14 protein-coding genes are annotated in these 24,714 nt (G+C 49.6%); 3 read left to right on the top strand and 11 right to left on the bottom strand.

The window, feature by feature from the left end; translation table 11 throughout:
• Positions 1 to 292 precede the first annotated feature (292 nt).
• From GJB61_RS04295 to GJB61_RS04270, 6 genes are all read right to left on the bottom strand, one after another.
• Positions 293 to 2,017, bottom strand: coding sequence for a glycoside hydrolase family 88 protein (locus tag GJB61_RS04295; protein ID WP_154117192.1), 1,725 nt, complete (start codon positions 2,015 to 2,017; stop codon positions 293 to 295).
• Positions 2,002 to 3,630, bottom strand: coding sequence for a response regulator transcription factor (locus tag GJB61_RS04290; RefSeq protein ID WP_154117191.1), 1,629 nt, complete (start codon positions 3,628 to 3,630; stop codon positions 2,002 to 2,004). The genes GJB61_RS04295 and GJB61_RS04290 overlap by 16 nt, the downstream gene beginning before the upstream one ends.
• Before the next feature lie 68 nt (positions 3,631 to 3,698).
• A complete protein-coding gene (locus GJB61_RS04285) occupies positions 3,699 to 4,523 on the bottom strand; it encodes a carbohydrate ABC transporter permease (RefSeq protein WP_154117190.1) in 825 nt (274 codons plus the stop codon).
• A complete protein-coding gene (locus GJB61_RS04280; RefSeq protein ID WP_154117189.1) occupies positions 4,523 to 5,392 on the bottom strand; it encodes a carbohydrate ABC transporter permease in 870 nt (289 codons plus the stop codon). Before GJB61_RS04280 ends, GJB61_RS04285 begins: the two co-directional genes overlap by 1 nt.
• A gap of 125 nt (positions 5,393 to 5,517) precedes the next feature.
• Complete coding sequence (locus tag GJB61_RS04275; protein ID WP_229521477.1) at positions 5,518 to 6,879, bottom strand: ABC transporter substrate-binding protein; 1,362 nt, start codon at positions 6,877 to 6,879, stop codon at positions 5,518 to 5,520.
• Positions 6,880 to 6,988: 109 nt separating this feature from the next.
• Complete coding sequence (locus GJB61_RS04270; RefSeq protein ID WP_154117187.1) at positions 6,989 to 8,803, bottom strand: sensor histidine kinase; 1,815 nt, start codon at positions 8,801 to 8,803, stop codon at positions 6,989 to 6,991.
• A gap of 421 nt (positions 8,804 to 9,224) precedes the next feature.
• On the opposite strand from GJB61_RS04270, the gene GJB61_RS04265 reads away from it, so the two are divergent.
• Positions 9,225 to 11,912, top strand: coding sequence for a glycoside hydrolase family 9 protein (locus tag GJB61_RS04265; protein ID WP_229521438.1), 2,688 nt, complete (start codon positions 9,225 to 9,227; stop codon positions 11,910 to 11,912).
• Between the two features lie 29 nt (positions 11,913 to 11,941).
• Entirely contained in the window at positions 11,942 to 14,797 is a 2,856-nt protein-coding gene (locus GJB61_RS04260; protein ID WP_154117185.1) for a glycoside hydrolase family 48 protein, read from the top strand.
• Between the two features lie 662 nt (positions 14,798 to 15,459).
• On the opposite strand, the gene GJB61_RS04255 is transcribed toward GJB61_RS04260, so the two are convergent.
• The 5 genes from GJB61_RS04255 to GJB61_RS04235 all read right to left on the bottom strand — a co-directional run bounded on the left by GJB61_RS04255 (position 15,460) and on the right by GJB61_RS04235 (position 23,179).
• Positions 15,460 to 18,126, bottom strand: a complete 2,667-nt coding sequence (locus tag GJB61_RS04255) for a glycoside hydrolase family 78 protein (protein WP_154117184.1) — start codon at positions 18,124 to 18,126, stop codon at positions 15,460 to 15,462.
• A 265-nt stretch (positions 18,127 to 18,391) separates the two neighbouring features.
• Positions 18,392 to 19,921 carry an FGGY family carbohydrate kinase gene (locus GJB61_RS04250; protein WP_154117183.1) on the bottom strand — a complete coding sequence of 510 codons (1,530 nt, stop codon included), beginning with the start codon at positions 19,919 to 19,921 and terminating at the stop codon, positions 18,392 to 18,394.
• Positions 19,918 to 20,871, bottom strand: coding sequence for a transketolase family protein (locus tag GJB61_RS04245; RefSeq protein ID WP_154117182.1), 954 nt, complete (start codon positions 20,869 to 20,871; stop codon positions 19,918 to 19,920). The genes GJB61_RS04250 and GJB61_RS04245 overlap by 4 nt, the downstream gene beginning before the upstream one ends.
• Complete coding sequence (locus tag GJB61_RS04240) at positions 20,868 to 21,746, bottom strand: transketolase (RefSeq protein WP_154117181.1); 879 nt, start codon at positions 21,744 to 21,746, stop codon at positions 20,868 to 20,870. Before GJB61_RS04240 ends, GJB61_RS04245 begins: the two co-directional genes overlap by 4 nt.
• Positions 21,743 to 23,179, bottom strand: a complete 1,437-nt coding sequence (locus tag GJB61_RS04235) for an L-fucose/L-arabinose isomerase family protein (RefSeq protein ID WP_154117180.1) — start codon at positions 23,177 to 23,179, stop codon at positions 21,743 to 21,745. The genes GJB61_RS04240 and GJB61_RS04235 overlap by 4 nt, the downstream gene beginning before the upstream one ends.
• A 315-nt stretch (positions 23,180 to 23,494) precedes the next feature.
• Between GJB61_RS04235 and GJB61_RS04230 the strand changes: the two genes are divergently transcribed.
• Positions 23,495 to 24,547 (top strand): LacI family DNA-binding transcriptional regulator, encoded by a 1,053-nt coding sequence (locus GJB61_RS04230; RefSeq protein WP_154117179.1) that lies wholly within the window; start codon positions 23,495 to 23,497, stop codon positions 24,545 to 24,547.
• The last annotated feature ends 167 nt before the right edge of the window (positions 24,548 to 24,714 follow it).

The raw sequence follows: 24,714 nt of genomic DNA, 5'->3' as shown, positions 1-24,714 counted from the left end.
CATCCTACCTATACAGAATGCACTATACGCACAGTCCTGTTTGGGTTACATGCCTGCGTTACAAGAATAGTTGCACTTTGTACACTTAAAACATCGCCTTTACCGAGAACTGATACTTTAATTGCATTCTCTGCAGTTATATTCATTGGCAAAGGCGTGAAGTGGGATTTCATCGGAATTTAGCTGCACGAAATACAACTAAAGTCACTTTAGCGGTTCAATTCCCCAGAATAAGTGTACAGAGTGCAGCTAAATCTATTCCTGCCTATATAGCTATACCTTTCTATATCCCCTACCAGATAAAATCCTGCTCCGGACGTCGCAAGCTACCTTCCTTCATTGGCGCTTGCTCGAAGACTACACGCGAGGTGTAGAGCGGTTTGGTCTTGCCCTGTGGAGTAATGCTGACCACATCGTCTCCACGCCATTCGGTCACGAAGCTCTGATCCACAGCTGTTTCCACAGTCGTACGGAAGCTAAGCGGGAACGTAATCGTAATCGTCTCCCCTTCATAGGCCTCGTCCAGCAGCAGGAAACAGCGGTTCACCCAGCGGCTTGGTTCTTTGCCATGTCCTGCTGTTACTATGCCGCCACGTTCGCGGGTATATTTGATCTTAGTGAAGCCTGCCCATTCGGGAATACGCACCAGCAGACGCGGAATATCGGCGTTGATGTTCAAGACAAGCTTGCCTTCATGGGGCAGATAGCTATGCACATCCAGCCATTTGGAGCCACGGTTCAACAGGAAGTTTACACTAACTGTGCCCTTGTGCTCCGTAACGGTGTTGCTCCAGCCCATGAACAATCCGCGGGTTCCCGAGCCAAGGCAGCAGATTTGCAGATCATTCGTGTGGCCCCGCCCTTCAATCACATCGCAGACAAAATCATTCGGGGCTGAGTAGCCCGCAAAAGCGCCTCTAGTCCGGTCCGCTACTTTATAGTAGGAAATATCGCCATGAATATCGTTCGAGTGGTCTTCCGACTGCTGTACCCAATCCAAATCCAGCAGCTGGGATTCTGTTAAATGATTGCGCAGGAAACGTTCTACGATACCCCAATATTCTACATAACCGCTTTGGGCCAGCGTAATCCCGGTTGAGATCAGATCCACCAGCGAACAAGTCTCGTGTTCATAAGCCTGCTCGTGCATATCACCAGGAGTCCAGCCGAAGGTAGTGCCCACGGTCAGCGCCCAATCATAACTCTTCCTCACCCAAGCGATCGTCGCTGCATTTCCGGTAAAAGCTCCAAACCGGGCTATCGCATCCAGCGTCCCTATACGCGTGTGGAAATGCCCACTGCGATAAGCGAGCGCCGTATTAAAGCTGCCGTCCTCGTTAAACACACCGCTGCGCTCGATAATCAGCGCCGTAAAGAACTGGCATAACTCAAAAGCATCCTTGTTGCCCGTCACCTCATGATATTTCAAGAGCGGCATAACCAGCCTGCCGCAAAAGGAGGCCGGATCTGGTGCAAGACGCAGCAGGATCCCATTCGAGGAAGGCCAGCCGCCTTCCTTATATTCAGAGGCGGGGTAGAACCAGATGTCCCGTTCTTTAATGGCAATCCGCTTCAATGCTGCAACATGTCGGTCTGCCGCTTCCTTCACCTTGGGGTCGCCACTCTCCATATACCAAGAGGTCAGGGATAGAATGACTGCCCGTTGGTCGATCAGATTGGCGTTAGGCTCCCAGTCATGAGCCGGGCTGACCTGGCGGTAGCTAAGTCCATCTTCTTTGAAATAGGACATTAGATTCGCACGGTATTTCTCTTCCGTCTCTTGGCCCTCTGTTGAACCCGTCATGTGGCGGGCCAGCACCAGCGCATCAATCATCCGCCCGTGAGATGAGCCGTAGTCCCAATCTCCATGGGTCATGCAGGCAGGCTCTTGCATCAAATCGGCCGCGAAAAACGGAATTCCGTCATGGTCGTGATCGGCAATGCCCACAAGCGCGTTAATGGCGTGCAAGGCTCTCTCTTCAAGCATTAGTGTGTCAGGAATCAGATGTTTGGACATGGTTCTTCTCTCCCTTGATGATCGGCCTGGCTTGCGGAATTACGGTACTCCCCTATGGTCATACCCAGTCTTTTTTTGAATATTTGGCTGAAATACCGATAATCCTCATACCCCACCATTTGCGCGATCTCATAATTTTTATATTTAGAGAACTTCATCAATTCCTTGGATTTGCATATACGTACATCGGTCAGGTAATCGATGAAATTCTTGCCCGTTGCTTTCTTAAAGATCCGGCTTAAATAGTCCTGATTCATATAGTAACTCTGGGCGATTCCCTGTAATGACAAGGATTGATCGTAATAAGCTTCCACCTGCTGCTTCATTTCCTCCACAACTTTCCCAGCTTGTTTCTCGCCGAGCTTGTTATAAAAGTCAGTTACAGCAGGAATTAGCTCTTCTGTGAATATTGTAGTGACTGAGGCTTTATCATTTCGTGCACCCAGAATTTCTGTATAAACCGCAGGACTTTTTCCGCAAATATGTCCGAAATCTGCACCTTTGGCCTGAAGCTGTTTCTCTACCGCGTACAAGAGCAGCAACGAGCTCCGCTGCAACTGCTCCACACTCACCGTATCCATTGAGACTTTATATAGAAATTCGAAAAATTCATGTTGAGCCGCAAGTAGGCTTCCGGATTGCAGGGAGAGTAGAAAAGCCCGCTCTTGCTCTCCTGGATAGGTAAACTTGGCGGCTGCCTGCTTGTGCTCCGCCTCTAGAACTAGATCTCTTTGTCCCAGCAATCTACCCTTCAGTGCTTGCTCTGCTTCCCGCACGGCTTCCCGGAGCTTACGCCCTTCCTGCTTGATCGTACTGATTCCAACACTTGCGAAGGGACAACCCGCCCGCTTCAGGACATTTTGCAGAATACTGCATACCCGCTGCAGATCATCCCGCTCAAACCGGCTACCGGAACACACAAGCAGCAGTTCCCGAGAACTGCCGCTCATAAAAGAGGCTTCATAGGACCAGCTTCCGTTCCCAAAAAGAAACGGTTGAATTCGGTTCAATTGCTCCCGGAGGCTGCTCAGCAGGCAAGCTGAATCCAACTCCATAGTCTCTAAGAAGACATCAGATTGCCCGATGAGCGCAACCAACTCCTGTCCTGCCCACTCCGGTGGCATAGCTTCGGTCACGCCAATAGCTGTTCCACCTTCTTCTTCCGCCGAACTGTCCAGCAGTGCCCGGAGCCAGCCCTGTCCTCTTTGCTGCAAGGCTGCACGCTGATTATCCTCACGCTGCTGCAGCTCCTCACAAGCTTTGCGCAGTACCGTATTCAGCTCTTCTTTCCGGACCGGCTTCAGCAGATAATCGAATACCTTATGGCGGATCGCCTCTTTGGTATATTCGAAATCCGAATACCCACTGATTACAATGACCAGCAGATTCGGCAGCTCTTGACTGAGCAGTGCGAGCAGCTGTTTGCCATCCATGCCCGGCATCCGCATATCCAGAAACAGCACATCCGGCTGTACCGATAGTGCCAATGTATAGGCATCGTCCCCATTCTCCGCTTCTCCCACCAGCGTAAGCTCAAATTCACTCCAGGCAATCGACTGAATTAAACCTCTACGTATCCACTTTTCATCATCAACGATTAATACTCTGCGCATGTTTATAACCTCCGAAGTAGGGATGAAGTTGGCTAGATAGAGCTAGCGGGCTGTGAGAAGGCGAACCCTCAGCCTTTCAATGAACCTGCTGTTAATCCGTCAATGATAAAACGCTGCAGGAACAGATAAATGATAAGCACGGGTGCAACCACCATCACCATGAAGGCGAATACAACGCCCCAATTGGTACTGTAAAGGGTAACGAAGTTGAACACCTGCAGCACTAGCGTCCACTTGGTGCTATCCGTCATGAGGTAAAAGGGCCCGAAGAAGTCATTCCACACGGACACCAGTACGACGATGGTTACAGTGACCAGAACCGTCATCAGGAGCGGCAGAATCATTTGAAAATAGAGCCGGAAATAGCTGCTCCCTTCCAGTAATGCCGCTTCATCCAGCTCACGCGGGATCGATTTCATGAAGCCTACGAGCATGAAGATTGCAAAGGGCAGCAGCACCGCCGTATAATACATCACTAGACTGAAGTAAGTGCCTTTAATATGCAGATCGCTCATCAGCTTGATCGTCGGAACAATGGATACCGGAACGATAAGGCCTACAATAAACATATAAAAGGTGTCACGCATGAACTTGTCATCCCTCCGCTGAATGACGAAGGCCGCCATCGAAGCAAACAGATTGACACATACAACTACTGAAGCGGAGATCATGACACTATTTTTAAATCCGCGTAGGATATTGGCCTGCTCGAATACATCTTTATAGTTGGAGAACTTCCACACGGATGGCAATCCAAGTCCAAACAATGCGGATTCGCGAATGTCCTTGAAGGAGTTAATCAGAATCATGAAGAAAGGGATCAGGATCAGAATCGCCAGCGCAAAAGCCACTACCTCCAGCACAATCAGCCTGCCACGTCTCTGCGTTTGCATTAGTATTCCATCTCCCTCTTCTTCAGGCCCATTAGCACAGGCACACCGATTAGGGTAACCAGCACAAACAGCATCAGATTGACCGCAGTAGCATATCCAAATTGCCCCGTACTGAACATATTCCTTATATAAGTGAAGAACACTTCTGTCGTATACCCTGGCCCGCCATCTGTCAGCACCATTACCATTTCAAAGATTTTCATTGAATTGATCATTGCCAGCAGCACATTCACCGTTAAAGAAGCCGCCAGTAAAGGGAATACAATAAAGCGGAAACGTTGCCAGTAATGCGCGCCATCAATGGAGGAACTCTCAATTAAATCCTTGGAGATAAATTGCAAACCTGCCAGATAGACAACCATGGAGAAGCCTGTAACCCGCCACAAATCGGTCATGATGATTGAAAATAAAGCAAACTTCGGATTATTGAGCCAATCCTGCGCCATAAAGCCTAGCCCAACAGAGTTCAGCACATGATTTATGATACCGTTCGAGGGATGATAGATGGCCCGGAAAATGTAACCAATGACGATCGGTGAGATGACATAAGGCATAAAAAAGATCATCCGCAAAAAGTTCTTTGCCTTGAGTGCCTCGTTTAGAATCAATGCCAGTCCAAGCCCCAAAACATTCTGAAACACCGTAACTGCAGCTGCGAATATAAGCGTATTCTTAAAAGCGGTCAAGAGTCTCGGCTCTTGAAACAACGCCCGGTAATTATCCAGTCCGTTGAAAGATATCGTATCCGCGTTAATGTTCCAGTCCGTAAAGCTGTAATAGAAGCCGATAACGGTCGGCGTAATGAAGAACAGCAGGAACACCGCCAGCGCTGGGAATGCGAAATATAAAGGGTATTTGCGTCCTTTCATGGATCTCTCTCCTTTTCTCTATATTGTCAGCCGAAAGGACTAGTCAGATTGGACCTTCCGCCGCCCTCCCTAACAATTTACGGGGTAGAGGCGGGCAGCAGGTATAGCCCCAATTCCTTCTGTACTTACTTGAAGCCTTCGAGAAGCTTCGATTTGCCGTCTTTCTCATAGTTAGCCGCAAAATCCTTGTACGCCTTATCCACATCGCCATCGATAAAGAAGATTTGCAGCAGCTTCTGGAAATCTGCAAAGACCGGAGTCAGACGGTTCTGGATGTTGATTTTGGATTTACCGGCTTCTATCAAATCTTTAACAGTCTGTTGAACCGGAACCAGATCTACCTTGGCATCCTCAAAGATTGGAATACCCGGAGCTGCAGCATAATACATATCTGTCATCTCTTTGGTAAGCATGAACTTCACCAATTCGACTGCCGCATCCGCATGTTTGGCCTGTGTAGGAATCATCAACTGATTCGGAGGAGTGACTACCGCCACACCTTGATCTGTGTCTGAAGGGAATGGGAAGAAGCCCAGCTTATCGTTAACAAACTCTTTGCCGAATTTCTTCTCCAACTGCGGGATAATACCGTCCAGATTGAAGACCATAGCGGCTTTTCCTTCGCCAAGCATCGTCTGCATCTCATCGAAGGTACCTGCCAGCACATTATCCTGATACAAGCCCAGATCTATGAGTTCCTTCTGTTTAGTGAACAGATTCTTCAGTTCTGGAATATTATTCATCTTCAATTCATTTGTCTGCAGCTTAGCCACACCTTCATCACCGATGGCAGGGTCCACATTCGATACCCAACCCGTCAGATAGAAGATTTGGGCAGGCCAGCCGTCTTTAACACCTTCATAAAACGGGGTAACACCCGTTGCTTTAATTTTTTTGGCAATCTCAATGAGGTCGGCGTAATTTTTAGGTGGCTCTACGCCAGCTTTTGTAAAAACATCCTTGTTATAGAACACACCGTACATGCCGGTAGCTCCATAAGGGACACCATAGATTTTACCGTCCAAGGTTTGAGCGTCCTTCATCGAAGGAATGATTCGTGCCCACACATCCACATCGCCGGACCACTCACGCAGCATTTCATCTGCCCGCAGCTTTACGTATTGTTTCGTACCGGGCTGCATCAGGAACAGATCGGGGAAATCTCCTGTAGAGAAACGCGTCTTCATCATATTGTCAAACTCTCCACCCGGAAGCGCTTGCAATTCAACCTTATTGCCTGTCTGCTTCTCAAATTCCCCGAATAGCTGGGTAAACGGTGCTGTATCTACCGTATTGGGTATCACAAAGCTAAGTGTGACCGGGTCCTTCGCTTTGGTATCTTTAGTGTTTTTGGTGTTTGTGGCATTTGCATCTGTACTCGCTGTATTGCCGTTATTTGCTGCATTGCTGTTATTATTATTCCCTCCGCAACCTGCTAAACCGAGCAATGCCAGAGATACTACGAGCAACATTGATACCGTTTTCATTTTTCTCACTTGCTATAACCTCCCCATTAATCTAGCTCCCTGTGCTACTCCTTTATTTTAATGCAAGCGCTTTCCATCTCCCATTCACGATCTCGACTATTAGTGTTGATTATTTCGACTTTCCGGCAGCTTCCTCACGAAGTATCAGCGTAATCAGCGTACCTGCACCTTCATTGCTTTCGATCCGAAATTCCATTCTGGTACCATAACGAATTGCATATCGAGCATAAACATTACGAATGCCAATCCCTACGCCAGAGGGCAGACTCAAATATTGTTCCTGAACTACCGGACGCACGAGCGCGGCCCGGATTTCCTCCAGCCTTTCCTCCATAATCCCAACCCCATTATCACTGACGCTCAGGTGTACACCGTCTGCGTATCTGCGCGCAGCGATCACAATCCTGCCTTTTTCTCTCATCGGTTCAATCCCATGGAAGACTGCATTCTCCACGAGTGGCTGTAATGTCATTTTCAAAATCGAATAATCGTATAGCTCTTCTTCCACGTCCACACTATATTGAAACTTCCCATCGAACCGGAAGCTTTGAATTCTGATATAAGCCTCAATCTGCTCTAGTTCCTCGCGCAGGGAAACTACCTCGTCGCTGTTCTTGATGTTGTATCGGAACATGTCCGCCAGTGACTGAGCCATCTCGCTAATCTCTTCCACAGAATAGTAGTCGGCCATAGCTTTAATACTATCGAGGGTGTTATAGAGAAAATGCGGATTGATCTGTGAATAGAGCATCGCTAGCTCCGCTTCCTGCAGCTTGATCTGGTAGATATATTTGTTCTCAATCAGCATTTGCAATTCATTGCGCATCGCATTGAAATTCATCGCGATCCGGCCGATTTCATCTCTGCGGTTCACATCTAGCCCCACTGAGAAATCGCCCCGTTTGATCCGGTTGACGCTTTTATGTAAATCAAGAATCGGCTTCGTAATCATCCGACCCAGCAGAATGGACAGCAGAAAGGTGATCATGAAAGCAAAAGCGCCTGTATAAATGACCGCCGTTTTGATCGAATTTAGTGGGCTCACAATTTCTTCTTTTGGCATCAACAGCACGGTCTTCCAGCCCGAATATTCTGAACGTGTATACGAAATAAAGTACTGACTGTCCTCATGATTGAACCAGAATTTCCCTTGCTTGCCCTCCATACGGGACAGAATATCCTGCAGCAGGTTAACTGAATAACCTTCCGAGACATACACGGGGGTATTGTTCTCATCCAGCACGAGAAATTTACTGGTCTCCGTAAGATCGGCATTCTGGGAAATGCTGCGGAATAAGCTGTCGCTGTAATCGGCACGAACCACAATAAATTGATCCGGATTGGCAAAATCACGAATTAAAATTGCTGTCGAGTAGGCAATGGTCCGCTCTTCAGATATGGATTCCGAGTCTGGAACGTTAATGAAATTCACTCTTCCGTCTTTGTTCACTGTGTCCTTGAACCATGATTCATTCCGCACTTTAGCAGGATTCTCATGGGCGCTATTGTTGGAAGAGCTCATCATTTCCCCCGTGCTATAGTAGATTCGAAAACGAACGAAATCCGTGATTGGAGTCGTATTAAACGTTTTCAAATACAAGTCCTCGAAACTTTGACGGATCACAAATTTGCTCTCGCTGCTCATAGAGGCATAGGCATTGATATCATCTATGTATTGCTGATTGTAGTAGGGAGACAGCAGCAGATTGCGTTTGCTGTGCATATCGTTATCCATATTATTTTCAATTTGCCGTACAATCTGAAAGCTGGCCGTCTCTACCTTCTCCAACATCGATTTATAAGAAATATAGTAGGAAGCCGCCCCTACCATGGCAATGCAAATAAAGATAATAACCAAATAGCTTAAGAGCAGCGTCGTGCGGATGCCTGAGATCCGGTAGCGGAAATTATTCCATAACTGCATAAGTACTCCCCTCTCTATTGAGATTATTTTACTACATTAAATAAAATTCTCACATCTTATCTTCTTCTACATAAAAAAAAGGCAAGCCAGCTATTTGTTTAGCAGCGGTTCTTTTTTGTGAGAGCTAATTATCGAAACGAAAAATAAATTTACAAATAAGCCCACATTTAGTCTATTTTACATTGTAAATATATAGAAATAAATGTCTGTTTATGGTATATGTGTATATGGGATGAACTTATCCTGAAATTTGCATGGGAGGTGGAGGATGAATTTAGCAGAATGAAATGTCTATTCTAGCCACTGGGGAGTATTGGCGCGTGATGAAGTCTATTCAAACGAAAACTAAGAAAAAGAAAGGAGCAGGGTTAAGATGAACAAGAGGAAAAGGAAGCAAGGTCTAATTCTATCCTTCAGTTTAATGTTAACATGCACCATGGTATCAGGAGCTGCATTTCACCCATCTGTGAGCGAGGCGGCAAGCAGTGAATACAATTATGCAGAGGCACTGCAGAAATCAATCTATTTCTATGAAGCCCAGCGATCCGGTGCTTTGCCGGATGACAACCGCGTGGAATGGAGAGGCGAATCGGGACTGCAGGATGGAGCGGATGTCGGTCATGATCTGACCGGGGGCTGGTATGATGCAGGAGATCATGTCAAGTTTGGCTTTCCGATGGCGTACACCGCCACGATGCTGGCATGGTCAGTCTATGAGTACAAGGATGGTTATGTTCAGTCTGGACAACTGGAGGAGATTCTGGACAATATCCGATGGGCGACGGACTATTTTGTAAAAGCCCATACCGCTCCAAACGAGCTGTGGGGACAGGTCGGCAATGGTTCTGCGGATCACAATTGGTGGGGAGCAGCGGAGGTCATGCCGATGGCGCGTCCTTCGTATAAGATTGATGCGGCCCATCCCGGCTCTGATCTGGCAGCCGAAACCGCAGCGGCGCTTGCTTCAGCATCCATCATTTTCAGGGATTCTGATGCCGTTTATGCAGACAAGCTGTTGCTGCATGCCAAACAACTGTACAATTTTGCCGACACGTACCGGGGAGTATACTCCGAAAGTATCACTGACGCCAAGCAGTATTACAATTCATGGAGCGGCTATGCCGATGAATTAAGCTGGGGCGGAGTCTGGCTGTATATGGCGACCGGCGAACAAACTTATCTGGACAAGGCCATAACCGCAAGTAATTCGTGGTCTACCAATCAAGCCGGACAATGGGGCTATCAATGGACCCAGTCCTGGGATGACAAGCATTATGGCGCCCAACTGCTGCTGTCGCGCATCACCGGGGACAGCAAGTTCATTCAATCCACTGAACGGAACATGCAATATTGGACGACTGGAGTGAACGGAACATCGGATCGTGTCACTTATACTCCTGGCGGACTTGCGCATCTGGATCAGTGGGGGGCGCTGCGGTATGCGGCTAACCAGGCTTTTCTGGCATTTGTCTATGCCGACTGGGTAAGCGATCCGGCGAAGCAGGCCACAGCGCGTACGTTCGCCGAGCGGCAGATTACGTATGCGCTGGGAGATAATCCTCGTAACAGCAGCTATGTTATCGGCTTTGGCAGCAATGCGCCTCAGCATCCGCATCACCGGACCTCGCATGGTTCATGGAGCGACAGCCAGACCACACCTGCGAACCACCGGCATATTCTTTACGGCGCTCTGGTAGGGGGGCCTTCCAAGAGCGACAGCTATACCGACACCATCAGCGATTATGTTTCGAATGAAGTTGCAACCGATTACAATTCAGCATTTACAGGCGCTTTGGCTAAAATGATGATCCTTCACGGGCAGGGACAGCAGCCGCTAGACAACTTCCCTGTGGCTGAAACACGTGAGGATGAGATGTTTGCCGAGACCTCTGTCAATACCAGCGGCAGCAATTTCGTGGAAATCCGTGTGTTGCTCAATAACCGTTCCGGGTGGCCGGCACGCTCCAGCAGCCAGATGTCTTTTAATTATTATGTGGATCTAAGTGAAGCTGTAGCAGCAGGCTATGGGCCGGAGGATATCACGGTCAAAGCGGGAGGCTACAACCAGGGTGGTACCGTCTCGCAATTGCAGCCTTATGATGCAGCGAATCATATTTATTACACCAAGGTTGACTTCACCGGCACACCGATCTATCCTGGTGGGCAATCTGCCTACCGCAAGGAGATTCAGTTCCGGATATCAGCTCCGCTGAACACGGCCTTTTGGGATAACTCAAACGACTTTTCCTTCAAGGACGTAGCTCTTACGGCATCCTCACCTGTGAAGAACCCTTATATTCCGGTCTTCGATGCAGGAGTTCGAGTGTATGGACAACTGCCTACCGGCGGACAGCCCACTGAACCGCAGGTTCCGGGACATCCTTCCGGGGTGCAGGCCGTGGCGGGCAATTCCAGCGTGGCCTTAAGCTGGAATACTGTCAGCGGCGCGGCACAGTATACCGTCAAACGCTCACTGGTGAGCGGCGGACCCTATACGGCAATCGGGACCGCAACAGGGGCAGTCTACAGCGACATCGGACTGGTCAACGGAGTGGACTATTATTACGTAGTGACTGCGTCGAACAATGTGGGCGAGAGCATATCATCCGCACAGGTCAGCGCACGTCCGTATGAGACCCCTCCACCAGCCGCAGGCAATCTGCATGTGCAGTATCGCACCAATGATCCGAGTCCCGGCGACTCCCAAATCCGCAGCCAGTTCCGGATCGTGAACACGGGAACGGAAACGGCCCAGCTCAGCGGGCTTAAGCTCCGTTATTATTACACAGTGGACGGGGACAAGCCGCAGGAATTTCATTGCGACTACGCTGCTGTCGGCAGCGGAAATCTGAGCGGCAGCTTTGGCAAGCTGAATCCGGCGGTCACACTTGCGGATACTTATGTCGAGATTTCTTTTGGCTCAAGTGCCGGAAGCCTTGCTCCGGGAGCGGATACCGGTGAAATCCAGGTACGCTTCAACAAGACGGATTGGGCGGCTTATAACGAAAGCAATGATTATTCCTACAGCGGCACTCAGCAGGCCTTCGCTGATTGGAATAAAGTCACACTGTACCGCGAAGGAACGTTGCTTTGGGGCTTGGAACCATAAATCATTCCAGAGAGGAAGCGTGCGAGAAGATGAAACTAAAATCCATTAAAAAGCCTGTATCCGCAATATTATCTGCCATTCTAGTAGTCTCTCTTTCAACCAGTATATTTAATTATAAACCCGCAACAGCTAAGGCTGCTTCGGTGGAAGAAACGCGTTTTCTACAAATGTATGCCCAGCTAAAAAACCCGGCGAACGGTTATTTCTCGGCTGAAGGCATTCCCTATCACTCCGTGGAGACTTTGCTCAGTGAAGCGCCCAATTATGGGCATATGACTACCTCAGAGGCATACAGCTATTGGATGTGGCTTGAAGTGCTGTATGGCTATAATACCGGGGACTGGACCAAGCTGGAATCTGCCTGGGATAATATGGAGAAATACATCATTCCGATCAATGAAGGCGATGGTGTGCAGGAACAGCCGACCATGAGCAATTACAACCCGAACAGCCCGGCAACCTATGCATCGGAGTTCGGGCAGCCGGATCAGTATCCAAGTCCGCTGAACGGCAAATATGCGGCAGGAAAAGACCCGATTGATTCCGAGCTGAAGTCCACCTATGGCAACAACCAGACCTATCTAATGCACTGGCTGGTAGATGTGGACAACTGGTATGGTTTTGGTAACCTGTTGAATCCTACGCATACAGCCTCTTACGTGAATACGTTCCAACGGGGCGTGCAGGAGTCTGTGTGGGAGGCTGTATCTCATCCTTCCCAGGATAACAAAACGTTTGGCAAAGCAAATGAAGGCTTCATGAGCCTATTCACCAAAGAAAGCAATGTGCCTGCCGCACAGTGGCGGTATACCAACGCTACAGATGCCGACGCGCGTGCTTTACAGGCTATGTATTGGGCCAAGGAATTGGGCTATACCAATACCGTATATTTAAACAAAGCCAAGAAAATGGGCGACTATCTGCGGTATGGTATGTATGACAAGTATTTCCAAAAAGTCGGCAGTGCAGCTGACGGGACGCCTGAAGCCGGAACCGGGAAGGATTCCAATCAATATTTGCTGGCCTGGTATACCGCATGGGGCGGTGGAATTGGCTCAGGCGGAGACTGGGCCTGGAGAATTGGCGCCAGCCACTCCCATCAAGGCTACCAGAACGTTGTCGCTGCGTACGCTCTTTCGAACCCAGACGGCGGTCTGATTCCGGCTTCGGCAACGGCGGGACAGGATTGGGACAAATCATTAACACGCCAGCTTGAGTTCTATAACTGGCTGCAATCGTCAGAAGGCGCCATTGCGGGCGGAGCCACCAACAGCTATAACGGCTCATACAGCGCCTACCCTGCTGGCACAAGCACCTTCTATGGCATGGCCTATGATGAAGCTCCGGTCTATCATGATCCTCCATCCAACAATTGGTTCGGCATGCAGACATGGAGTGTAGAGCGCGTAGCTGAGCTGTATTACATTCTGGCTTCCAGCGGAGACACCACCTCGAACAACTTCAAAATGGCCAAAAAGGTCATAGAGAATTGGATTGATTGGTCTTCGGATTATGCCTTTGCCGGCAGCCGTCCGGTCACAGATTCCGAGGGCTACTATTTGAACAGTCAAGGACAACGGATTTTAGGTGGAAATAATCCGCAAGTGGCTACAGTATCTGCACCCGGCGAGTTCTGGATTCCGGGCAATGTCGAATGGCAGGGACAGCCGAATACTTGGAATGGCTTCAGTACGTTCACAGGCAACAGCAATTTGAAGGCTGTCACCAAAAATCCGGGCCAGGATACCGGAGTTCTGGGCAGCTACATTAAAGCGCTTACCTTCTTTGCCGCTGGGAACAAGGCAGAGCACGGCAGCTATACTGCTCTTGGCGGAACAGCCTCACAGTTAGCCAAATCCCTGCTGGATTCGGCATGGGGCTACAATGATGGCTTAGGTATTGCCACAGCAGAGAAGCGTGAGGATTATTTCCGTTACTTCACCAAAGAAGTGTATTTCCCTACTGGCTGGACGGGTACCTTTGGTCAAGGAAATACAATACCAGGCAATTCTGTAATCGCTTCCGACCCGGCAAAGGGAGGAAACGGAGTATACGCAAGCTATACTGATATTCTTCCGAATATCAAAAATGATTCTAAGTGGAATTATCTGGAGGGAATATACAACAGCTCCTATAATAAAGCCACCAAGACTTGGGACAATGGAGCTCCTGAATTCACCTACCACCGTTTTTGGTCACAGGTGGATATGGCTACAGCCTATGCTGAATATGATCGGTTGATCAACAAAGGCGCAGGGCCTGTACCAACGGCTACACCGACTGCTACAGCTACACCAACAACCACACCAACAACCACACCAACAGCTACACCGACAGCTACACCTACAGCTACGCCAACAACTACGCCAACAACTACACCAACGGCTACAGCTACGCCCACGGCTACACCAACAGCTACACCGACAGTGGGGAATTTGGTGGTTCAATACCGTACAACGGATAATAACGCCACAGACTCGCAGTTCCGTCCACATCTAAGGATTGTGAATGACGGAACCACAGCGGTAGACCTAACCAAAGTGAAACTCCGTTATTATTACACGATTGATGGGGAGAAGGATCAACAATTCAATGTGGATTATGCCACGCTTGGCAGCGGCAATGTGCTTGGTAGCTTTGTGAAGCTAACTCCTTCCGTAGCGCGGGCCGACTACTACGTTGAGATCTCCTTCGCTGCGGGTGCTGGCAGTTTGGCTCCAGGAGCCAATACTGGAGAAATTCAACTGCGTATCAACAAAACCGACTGGAGCAATTACAATGAGGTTGGAGACTATTCTTATGATCCGGCCAAGACTTCTTACACCGACTGGACCAAAGTGCCGCTGTACTTGAACGGCGTATTGGCCTGGGGACTGGAGCCTTAAGAGCACAGCGATTTTGAGATGTGAATGTGATTGACCGGCATTGACGGTGAGGTGCATCCCTTAGAACACGTCGGATTAAACCCCTGTTTTATCCGATAAAATCTAGGGGGTGCATTATTAATTTTTTCAAGCTGGTGAATCCTATCTATAAATGTTCTACAAATTCATTGATTCGATGGTTATATTCGCTCCAAAGGTAGTCACTATTCTCAATGATCATTTTAGGAACTTCCCATTGGTCAATGACTGTATGGACAACATCTAATGACCTCATCAGGTCCGTTCAAACTTTTCTGAACAAATTCACTAAATCTGGAAGACAATAAATAAATGAACAGGTCTGTAGCTGCTGGCAATCATTCAATAATCCTGCTTGCGGTAGTAGTTAGTTAAAAACTCTGAACCGCACCCAAGGAGGTCATAGCGTAAAAAGAGCATCCATAGCCGTATGGATGGCTATGGATGCTCTTCGTTTGTTAATCTTCTGTTTCTTAGTTTATTAAGAGTGGGGAAGCGGAACATCAAAGTTTTCCTCTGTTTTTAAGAAATTAGCTTCCATGAGCCGAATTAGAGGCAGTAATTCATGTTAATTTACCTATATAACTTTAGAAGCATCTTCTACTAGCATAACATCAATGTTTATGTTAATATTACCCAATTTATTAAATCCGGGAAGTGAAGCTATAGGTCCCCGAGCCGATGTGGAAGGCTGCTTCCTCATGGATTCCAGCTGCCGCCGTGGGGTTCGGCTGAGCCAGCGCATTGCCCACCCCCTCTACTCTGACACCACTGCCTGGGAGGTATACCGTTGCCGTTGTATTAGCCGGAATATGCACAGTGAGCTGGAATTCTCCGTCGTCCGCTAGCTGCCACTCTACCTGCAAGCTTCCATACAGGCTTTCGTAACCTGCTTTGACCGAGGTGATCTGCCCGCCCGGCTGCGGACGGATGATGGAATGTTTGAATCCAGGCTGCTGCGGATCAGTCTCCAGGCCCGCCATATAGCGGAACATCCACTCTCCCACAGAACCAAGGGAATAGTGATTGAAGGAATTCATGTCCGGCGTCTGAAAGCCGTTCTCCTCGGTCCACCCATCCCAGCGTTCCCAAATCGTTGTTGCTCCATGTTTGATCGAGTACATCCAGGATGGGAATTCTTCCTGCGTTAATAGTGAATAGGCTACATCCAATTGTCCATGGTCAGTCAAAGCAGGCAGCAGATATCCTACGCCGAGAAAACCTGTCGACAGCCGATTTCCACGGGCTTTAATATCCTCGACCAGATGCTGGACAGCCAATGTCTGCTGATCCGGTGTTAAGAGACCAAATTGCAGTGCAAGTACATACACAGTTTGAGTATTCCCTTGAACACGGCCATCCTCAGCCACAAATGCAGCCCGGAAAGCTTCAGCAATTCCAGCGAACAAAGTCTCAAAACGCTGCTGATCCTCGCGCTTGCCCAGCACCTCTGAAATAGAGGCCAGCAGCTTCGTACTGTAAGCAAAATAAGCAGTAGCCAGCACATCATTTGGTGTATCGGCACCGATAGACAACCAGTCGCCATAGTTGGCATAATCCGGCCGCACCAGCTCATCCGTCATCGACTCCAAGTACTCTACCCAGCGAACCATAGCGTCATAATGAGTTTCCAGAACTCGGACATCTCCGTACATCAGGTATAACGTCCATGGAATTACGACACCCGCGTCCCCCCAGCCCGCATTATCGGGAGCGAACCAGTCGAGCCGTGTGCTCCACATCTTGTAGCGCATCCAGCCAGCATCTGGTGCCACGTCCGTAAATGCACCGGAAGGCTGCTGGGCATCAATCATGTCCCACATAAATTTATTGAAGAAGCGGGATACATCCATATTGTAAGAAGCCGTGCGGGCAAAAATCTGTGCATCCCCCGTCCAGCCTAGCCGTTCATCCCGTTGTGGACAGTCCGTCGGCACGGACAAAAAGTTACCGCGCTGCCCCCAGGTAATGTTGGAGTACAGCTGATTGACCATGGGATCAGAGGTTTCGAGGCTGCCCGATACCGAGGTATCCGAATGAATCACCTTGCCGGTAATCGTATCCAGATCAGGCTCTCCCGGGTACCCAATCAACTCCACATAGCGGAATCCGTGAAAAGTGAAATGAGGCTCGTACCGCTCCTCACCTTCACCCTTCAAAATATAATGCTCCTGCTGCACCGCCACCCGTAAGTTATCAAGATACATGCTGCCATCGGTATTCAGCATCTCTGCGTGGCTAAGTGTAATTTGTGTCCCGCGTTCACCCTTGACCTTAACCTCTGACCAGCCAACCATATTCTGGCCCATATCATAAATATAGGTTCCGGCTTCGGTCTTGCGCAGGCTTAACGGTCGCATCGTCTTCGTAATCCGGATTGGCGGTTCCATGGACGCTACCAGCAGTCCGTTATAGCCCGGCCGGATGTCCGGCAGCTCCCAAGCGGAATCATCATAGCCCGCCCGATCCCAGCCCGGCAGCTCCTGAGTCGCATCATATTTCTCGCCCAGAATCATATCGGAATAATGGATAGGGCCTCTGGTTGTTTTCCAGCTACCGTCAGTGATAATCCGCTCTTTCGTACCATCCTCGTACTCTACAGACATTTGCAGAAAAAGAAAGGGCCGCTCGCCGTATATCTTGTCGGATATGAATCCAACCGTTCCGGCATACCAGCCTTCGCCCAAAATAACTCCAAAAGCATTATTCCCTTGTTTCACTTTGTCCGTAACATTATAGGCCTGAACCTGAACCCGTTTATCGTAATCCGTCCAGCCTGGGGTAAACAGGTCACCAACCTTATCTCCGTTAACTCGCAGATTGTATAGTCCGAGCGCTGTGGCATAGACCACCGCCCGCTTTACCTTAGAGCCCAATGTAAAATCCTTGCGAAAAAATGGCGATGGCTGCATTTTTAGATCCGGCTCGGCTTTGCGGCCAATCCATTTGGCCTTCCAGCCGGTACGGGCCAGGATGCCCATACTCCACAGTGCCGGCTCACTCCAAGCCGATATCACATGCTGTTCATCCCACACCCGGACTTTCCAATAATAGGTGCTTTCCGCCTGAAGGGCCGCTCCTTCATAGACAATATGGGTGGAATGGCTACTATCTGTCTTGCCGCTGTCCCACATATCTCCTTCATCTTGATCCAGCCCCTCCTCAGTGGCAGCCACCAGAATCTGATATGCAGTCTGCATAGCGGCAGACGCCTCTGATTCCAGCTTCCAGAACAGGCGCGGATGTTGCACGTCGAGTCCTAGCGGATTGTCCAAATATTCAGTCCTGCAGCCTATAACCGAAATTGTCATTACAAGTTCCTCCATTATTCAGCTCAACTCTAGATTACTCTAGATAAGTTGAACTTAAGATTTCCCTAAACCGGCTTTACTCGTAACTGCGGTGAATGTTTGGACCTCCGGCCGCTGTTGTCTCCAGATTTCTTGATTTATACCGCTGTTTGCAGATGAAATCCGGAGACAAAGGCGGTCGCTAACGCTCCTTCAGTTCCAAAATTCCCCTTCGTTCCGTTCGCCTGTTCTTATGTTTTTTAGTTCATCTAATAAAGAAAGTTCTTTAAGTAGTTAGCTTTTCCCTCTGCAGCGCACCTTCCACCGCCAGCGTTCCAGCTACTGCCGACAGCCAGCCACGGCGAAGCTTGAAGCGTTGTTCCTCACCCATCGAGGGTGAATACGTTCTGCTCTTCCGATACAAGGCTTCAAGTTCCTCCCGTCGCCAAAAACCAAGCGCCAAGCCGCCGATATAAGCAGAGCCAAGCGCTGACAGTTCTACTGCTTCTGGACAGGCCACCGGGGCCCGCAGCAGATCTGCCTGCAGCTGCATCAGCAAGCCGTTCGTTGTCGCTCCGCCGTCCACACGCAGCTCCTCCAGCTTGATCCCCGTTTCTTGTTCCAATAGGGCAACAGCATCCGTAACCTGATGAGCTATGCTCTCTAATGCCGCCCGCATAATTTCCCTCCGCCCAGAACTGCGGTTCAGGCCAACTATGGCTGCTCTGGCGCTGGGATTCCAATAAGGAGCCCCCAAGCCTACAAAGGCAGGAATCAAGTACACACCGCCAGTGTCATTGATTAACGCCGTTTCGCGTTCCAGCTCCTCATAAGTCTCAAATAAACCCATCTGATCCTTGACCCAATTCAGAGCATCTCCTGTAGAATGAATAATGGCTTCAAACGCGTATTCCACTTTGTTCCCGATACCCCAGGCAATAGCCGTCACCAGACCATTTGCCGCCTTCGGCGGATTCGTTCCAGCATATAGCATGACGGAGGTTCCTGTGCCATAAGTGCCTTTAGCCATCCCAGGGCGGATGCATTGCTGGCCGAACAGAGCAGCTTGCGAATCACCAATAACTCCTGTAATCGGCAGCTGCAGCGGGTGTAAGTCCGGGTCTGCAATCACTCCGTATATTTGGTCGCTTGCTTGCACCTGCGGCAGTATGCTCAGAGGAACACCGAACACCCCGGCTAGCTCCTCATCCCATTCCAGCGTATGAATATTGAACAACTGGGTTCGACTGGCATTGGTGAAATCGGTGGCATGGACCTGGCCGCCCGTCAGCTTCCAGATCAGCCAGGCATCCATATTCCCGGCCAGAATTCTGTTTCGGTTCAATGAACCCGCTTGATGCTCCAACAGCCACTTCCATTTCCCGGCGGAAAAGTAAGGATCGAGCAGCAGGCCTGTCTTCTCACGAATCCGCTCCTCCCAGCCTTCACGCTTCAGCCGCTCACAGGTGTCGATGGTCCGGCGGCATTGCCAGACGATCGCATTGCCTAACGGCAGACCGCTTTCACGGTCCCAGAGCAGTGCCGTTTCCCGCTGATTCGTAAGCGTTAATCCGGCAATCTCAGAAGCCTTCACACCGGAGTCTGCCACAACATGCTTAATGGCGGCTTTGACATTGTCGTAAATCTCCAGCGGATCATGCTCCACCCAGCCATCCTGCGGATAAATTTGCCGGTGTGCGACGGCATAACGATAGATAATGCTGCCGCTGCGGTCTGTCAGCAGGGCTTTGGTACCCGTAGTGCTCTGATCTACTGTCAGTATATACAGGGGGGCCGCAGAGGCTGTTTCCGTCATCCCGTCGTCACCCGTCCTTGTACAATAGTCTTGGCGATCTGGGTTATATTCTCAGCAGTTATGCCGTAATGCTGGAAGATCTCCGCGGTCTTGCCGGCAATAGCCGGCTCATCCGGTATTCCCAGAATGCGCACAGGAACGGGCGCTCCACCTGCAGTAACCTCTGCTACCGCTGCTCCGAGACCCCCGAATATACTATGCTCCTCTACTGTAATGATAGCTCCGGTCTCCCGAGCTGCAGCCAGCACCGCATCGTTATCTAGCGGCTTAATGGTATGCATGTTCAGTACTCTAACGTGGATGCCCTGCTGCGCCAATAAATCAGCAGCATCCAATGCGAACCGTACGGTTTCGCCAGCGGCAATAATCGTTAATTCATTACCTTCACGCATCCGCACAGCTTTGCCAATCTCAAACTCGTAATCATCCGATTCATACACATCCTCCACCGCATTGCGGCCGATACGGACGTATACGCCTCCTTTATGCTGAACGAGCGCTTCTGTCATTTTTTTGGTTTCATGCCGGTCCGCGGGCACTATTACCGTTAATCCTGGAATCGCCCGCGTCACTGCGAAATCCTGCAGGGAATGATGCGACATGCCCAAGGCTCCATAGCTGACCCCGCCACTGATGCCAATCAGCTTCACATTCGTATTCGAGTAAGCCACATCTACCTTTACCTGCTCAATACTGCGCATACTCAGGAAGCAGGCGGGCGACGCGACGAAGGGGATTTTACCACTATGGGCCAGTCCGGCTGCTATCCCTACGATATTCTGCTCGGCAATGCCAGTCTCCACAAATTGCTCAGGGTAAGCCTTGGCAAAAGGTGCCAGAGCCGCTGATCCCCGCGAATCACTGGTTAGGACCATGATGTCCTTATCCGTCTTTGCCAGTTCTAGTAAGCTTTCGCATAAAGCCTGTCTGTTAGGAATGGTATTTTTCATGAATGGACACTCCCTTCCTGTTCGGGTGCACCGAGAGATTTCAGTGAGGCCTGAAGCTCCGCGAGCGCTTGCTCTAATTGTTGGTCGTTCAACACATGATGATGCCATTCCACTTTATTCTCGGCAAAAGATACACCCTTGCCCTTAATCGTATTGGCCAACACCAAAGTTGGTTTGCCGGGAACCTGCGGTGCCGAGTCAAACGCGTGGATAAGCGCCCCGAAATCATGACCGTCAATCTCCACTACATCCCAGCCAAAAGCCTCCCACTTGCGGTCCAACGGCTCCGAACCCATAACATCCTCTGTGCTCCCGCTAATCTGCAGGCCATTGCGGTCAATGATGGCTACGAGATTGTCGAGCTTATAATGAGCTCCGGCCATCGCGCCTTCCCATACCGAACCTTCCGCTTGTTCTCCGTCTCCCATGAGACAGAATACACGGTAATTCAGGCCATCGCGCTTCGCAGCCAGCGCCATACCTACAGAAATCGGCAGCCCATGTCCAAGTGCTCCGGTGTTCATCTCGATCCCCGGCACCTTATTGTTCGGATGCCCGATCAGCCGGGTACCGAACTCACTGTACGTTTCCAGCTCCTCCTTCGGGAAGTAACCCAGATCGGCCAGTACCGCCCAGAGCGATTCCACGGAATGTCCTTTGCTGGCAATGAAGCGGTCACGCTCTACCCATTTGGGGTTCTGCGGATCATGCTTCATCGTGTGATAATATAAGGCGGTCAAAATATCCGTATTGCTCAGCGAACCTCCGGTATGCCCTGTTTGCGCACGGTGAATTAATTTCAATAGCGTCATGCGGATCTCTACAGCCTTGCGGCGCAGTCTCGTGATTTCAGTGACTTCCGTAATCTCTGTCATTTCGCTCCACTCCCTCTCAACCAGGCACGGATTTCCTCTTCTGTTGGATCAACAGGATCGGGGGACAGTCCCGGAATATAATTACAAGCTTCATACAGAACAGGAATAACATTGGCATGAATACCTACGGAATGATGGACATAAGGGCCTTTAACCAGCTTTTCTTCCCACAGCGGCCAATCGTTCACTTCCACCCATACATAAGAACCCCGGGTAAATGGCCCCTCTACACCTTTTGCTTTGCCAAGAAATAAAGAATACTCGCCATGATCTCCGTCAAAACGGGCCAGCGTCATCTCCCCGCCGCGTATCTCTCCCTCATGAGTGCCTGGAGCATGATCGTCGAACAGAAAATGTCTGCGCATCTTCGGTTTATCCTCGATAGATAGAGATACCGGGAAGTTGCCGCAATGGAACAACAGCTCGGCATTGTCATTCGCCGGATGGCGAATCGTCAGATCAGCAAAGAAGGTTGGCGCTTGATTCATCGCTGCAGCTTGCACCATGATCGAGGTGATCGCTCCATGAATATCGGTCTCGCAGGTCACCGGAATCTGTTCATCGGTCAGAATGGCATTCGCGAGGCAAGGCATGATGCCTATACTCTCCTGTAAAGCCGACCAGCATTGAATCGCAATTGCTGTACTGCCCGAATCCACCGCGTATTTCTTCATCGCCACCTTCAGTGCGGCCACACGTATAATGGCATCTTCCGTAATTTCGCTCGTATCCAGCTTCTCGCGGATATAAGCAATCGTCTCCTGCAGCTCCGGACTGTTCTTCTTCTCCTGCTGCTTGGCGGCCCGTGTAATATCAATCAGTGTAATAGGATATAATTCAATCCCGAATCGCTCCAGCAATTCCCCTTCGTTGCACATCATGGTCCAGAAGGAGGTTGGACGGGGTCCAATCTGCAGAATACGCAGAGAGCGGAATTGACGAACGACATTAGCCGCGGCAACAAAATTGGTGAAACCCCTTTCAAAAACAGGATCATCCACCCGACAGTTCGTCACATAAGTGAAAGGAACGTTAAAGCGGCGCAGCACCTTGCCTGTTGCGAACAATCCGCACTGTGTATCGCGCAGCCTCATTCCATCCTCCAGCGGCGCTTCGTCTCGCGGTCCCCATAGCAGAATCGGCTTGCCCAGCGCTTTGGCAACACGGGCGACCGTATCCTCTGTTCCGAAATTGCAGTGAGGGAAGAAGACGGCATCCACCTTTTCCTGCTGGAAACGTTCGATGATGGCATCAGCTCCGATATTATCGTCGTATAGCAGCCCTTCTTCGTTCAGTCCTTCAAGGTCAACAATCTCGATAGGAAGTCCGAAGGATTCAATCTTTTCGCGGATCGTTACTTTGTAGCGGAAGGCATCCTCTGCGCTAAATGTGAACCGACGTGTCGGAGCGTAACCGAGCTTTAACTTCCTCATTATTAATTCCTCCGTGCAATATAGTTAGAGAGAGGATCAACAGGCTGCTGAACGGCAACAGAAACTTAACTAAATATATAATTAATTAAACTAAACTTTATCGATGTCGTTCAGTGATTTCCCTCTTGAGACCCATAATATCACCAGAGTTTAGCTCCGTCAATTGATTTTAGAGATTTTTTTAGTTGATTATAACTTAACAAACAAATATATTAAGTTTACATCAAACTACAGATAAGCTTGATTTCCACTTAAGTTTAGTAGTAAAATTAACTTGTTTACAGGAATTTTGATGAACGAATGGAGAATCAACCCATGAGGATGGAAGATATTGCGAAGATAGCGAATGTATCCAAAGCGGCAGTCTCCTTGGCCTTAAACGGCAAACCGGGAATCGGCTCCGAGACGCGTGACCGGATTCTGCGTATTGCCAAGGATGCGGGGTATGCCGCCCGGGTTAAACCTGCTGCTCCGGCTAAACAAGCAAAGACGTTGCTTTTTCTGGCCTTCACCAATTCGGGGATTGTACTGGAGGACTACTATCAGCAGCCCTTTTTCCGTGAATTGATTCAACATACAGAGGAGCGGGCTCGCTCTAAGGGATATTCCATGCTTTTCTCCTCTGTAGATATGGAATTCTTCGAGCGTGATATCGAGCTGATCGCTGATGAGAATTCCGGCAACGGTGTGATCCTGCTCGGCACCAATCTTAGCCGGGAGCAAATCGCCACCATTGCGGCGAAAATGCCAAATATCGTGGTGCTCGACACCTTGTATGAGACACTCCCGATTCATTTTGTCGAAATTAATAACGTAATGGGCGCTCACCAGGCAGCTACTCACCTGCACGACATTGGCCATCGCGAGATCGGTTACGTTGCCTCTTCCGTGCGGATTCATAACTTTGATTCACGCAAACGCGGCTTCAAGCGTACCTTGAAGGACTTAAATGTAGACCTGCCGGACTCACGTGTGTTTACAGTTTCCCCTACCGTCCTTTCGGTACAGGAGTCCTTTAAGGAGCAGCTGTCTGTGTACAAGCAGGCTACTGGCGGTTACCCGACAGCACTATTCTGCGAGAACGACTATATCGCCATCAGTGTGATGAAGACGCTGGCGGAGCTTGGGCTGAGTGTCCCTGAGGATGTCTCTGTCATCGGCTTTGATAACATTCGCGAATCCATCGTTGTCTCCCCCGAGCTGACCACCATTCATGTGGAAAAAGAACTATTAGCCCGGACCGCGGTAGACTTACTCGTAGACTCCATTAGCGAGAACAGCCGCACCAGCGTGAAGACGGTGGTGGATACCGTCTTCACGGAGCGGCTGTCCTGCGCAGCACCTGCGGCTGTGATTGCAGCCGAATAGAACGTATAACGAATACATTGCACAACAATAAAGCCACGATAACCTTTAGAGGTTTCGTGGCTTTTTTCAACCTTTAATCTATATAAGTTGAACTGATGAAAGCTTGTCCAAAGGGAAACGGGGCAGTCAGAGGGATCATTCGGATGAATTGGAACTATATATTGGTT

This window comes from Paenibacillus monticola, from assembly GCF_009664975.1.
In the GTDB taxonomy this organism is placed as follows: domain Bacteria; phylum Bacillota; class Bacilli; order Paenibacillales; family Paenibacillaceae; genus Paenibacillus_AQ; species Paenibacillus_AQ monticola.
The sequence above is the reverse complement of the archived record's forward strand: the minus strand, read 5'-3'. Positions and strand labels throughout refer to the sequence as shown.

Coding starts and splice junctions, on each gene's coding strand:
- GJB61_RS04245 (WP_154117182.1), bottom strand. CDS start 20,871: ATGAAAAATACCATTCCTAACAGACAGGCTTTATGCGAAAGCTTACTA.
- GJB61_RS04265 (WP_229521438.1), top strand. CDS start 9,225: ATGTTAACATGCACCATGGTATCAGGAGCTGCATTTCACCCATCTGTG.
- GJB61_RS04280 (WP_154117189.1), bottom strand. CDS start 5,392: ATGAAAGGACGCAAATACCCTTTATATTTCGCATTCCCAGCGCTGGCG.
- GJB61_RS04295 (WP_154117192.1), bottom strand. CDS start 2,017: ATGTCCAAACATCTGATTCCTGACACACTAATGCTTGAAGAGAGAGCC.
- GJB61_RS04290 (WP_154117191.1), bottom strand. CDS start 3,630: ATGCGCAGAGTATTAATCGTTGATGATGAAAAGTGGATACGTAGAGGT.
- GJB61_RS04230 (WP_154117179.1), top strand. CDS start 23,495: ATGAGGATGGAAGATATTGCGAAGATAGCGAATGTATCCAAAGCGGCA.
- GJB61_RS04275 (WP_229521477.1), bottom strand. CDS start 6,879: ATGAAAACGGTATCAATGTTGCTCGTAGTATCTCTGGCATTGCTCGGT.
- GJB61_RS04240 (WP_154117181.1), bottom strand. CDS start 21,746: ATGACAGAGATTACGGAAGTCACTGAAATCACGAGACTGCGCCGCAAG.
- GJB61_RS04235 (WP_154117180.1), bottom strand. CDS start 23,179: ATGAGGAAGTTAAAGCTCGGTTACGCTCCGACACGTCGGTTCACATTT.
- GJB61_RS04270 (WP_154117187.1), bottom strand. CDS start 8,803: ATGCAGTTATGGAATAATTTCCGCTACCGGATCTCAGGCATCCGCACG.
- GJB61_RS04255 (WP_154117184.1), bottom strand. CDS start 18,126: ATGACAATTTCGGTTATAGGCTGCAGGACTGAATATTTGGACAATCCG.
- GJB61_RS04250 (WP_154117183.1), bottom strand. CDS start 19,921: ATGACGGAAACAGCCTCTGCGGCCCCCCTGTATATACTGACAGTAGAT.
- GJB61_RS04285 (WP_154117190.1), bottom strand. CDS start 4,523: ATGCAAACGCAGAGACGTGGCAGGCTGATTGTGCTGGAGGTAGTGGCT.
- GJB61_RS04260 (WP_154117185.1), top strand. CDS start 11,942: ATGAAACTAAAATCCATTAAAAAGCCTGTATCCGCAATATTATCTGCC.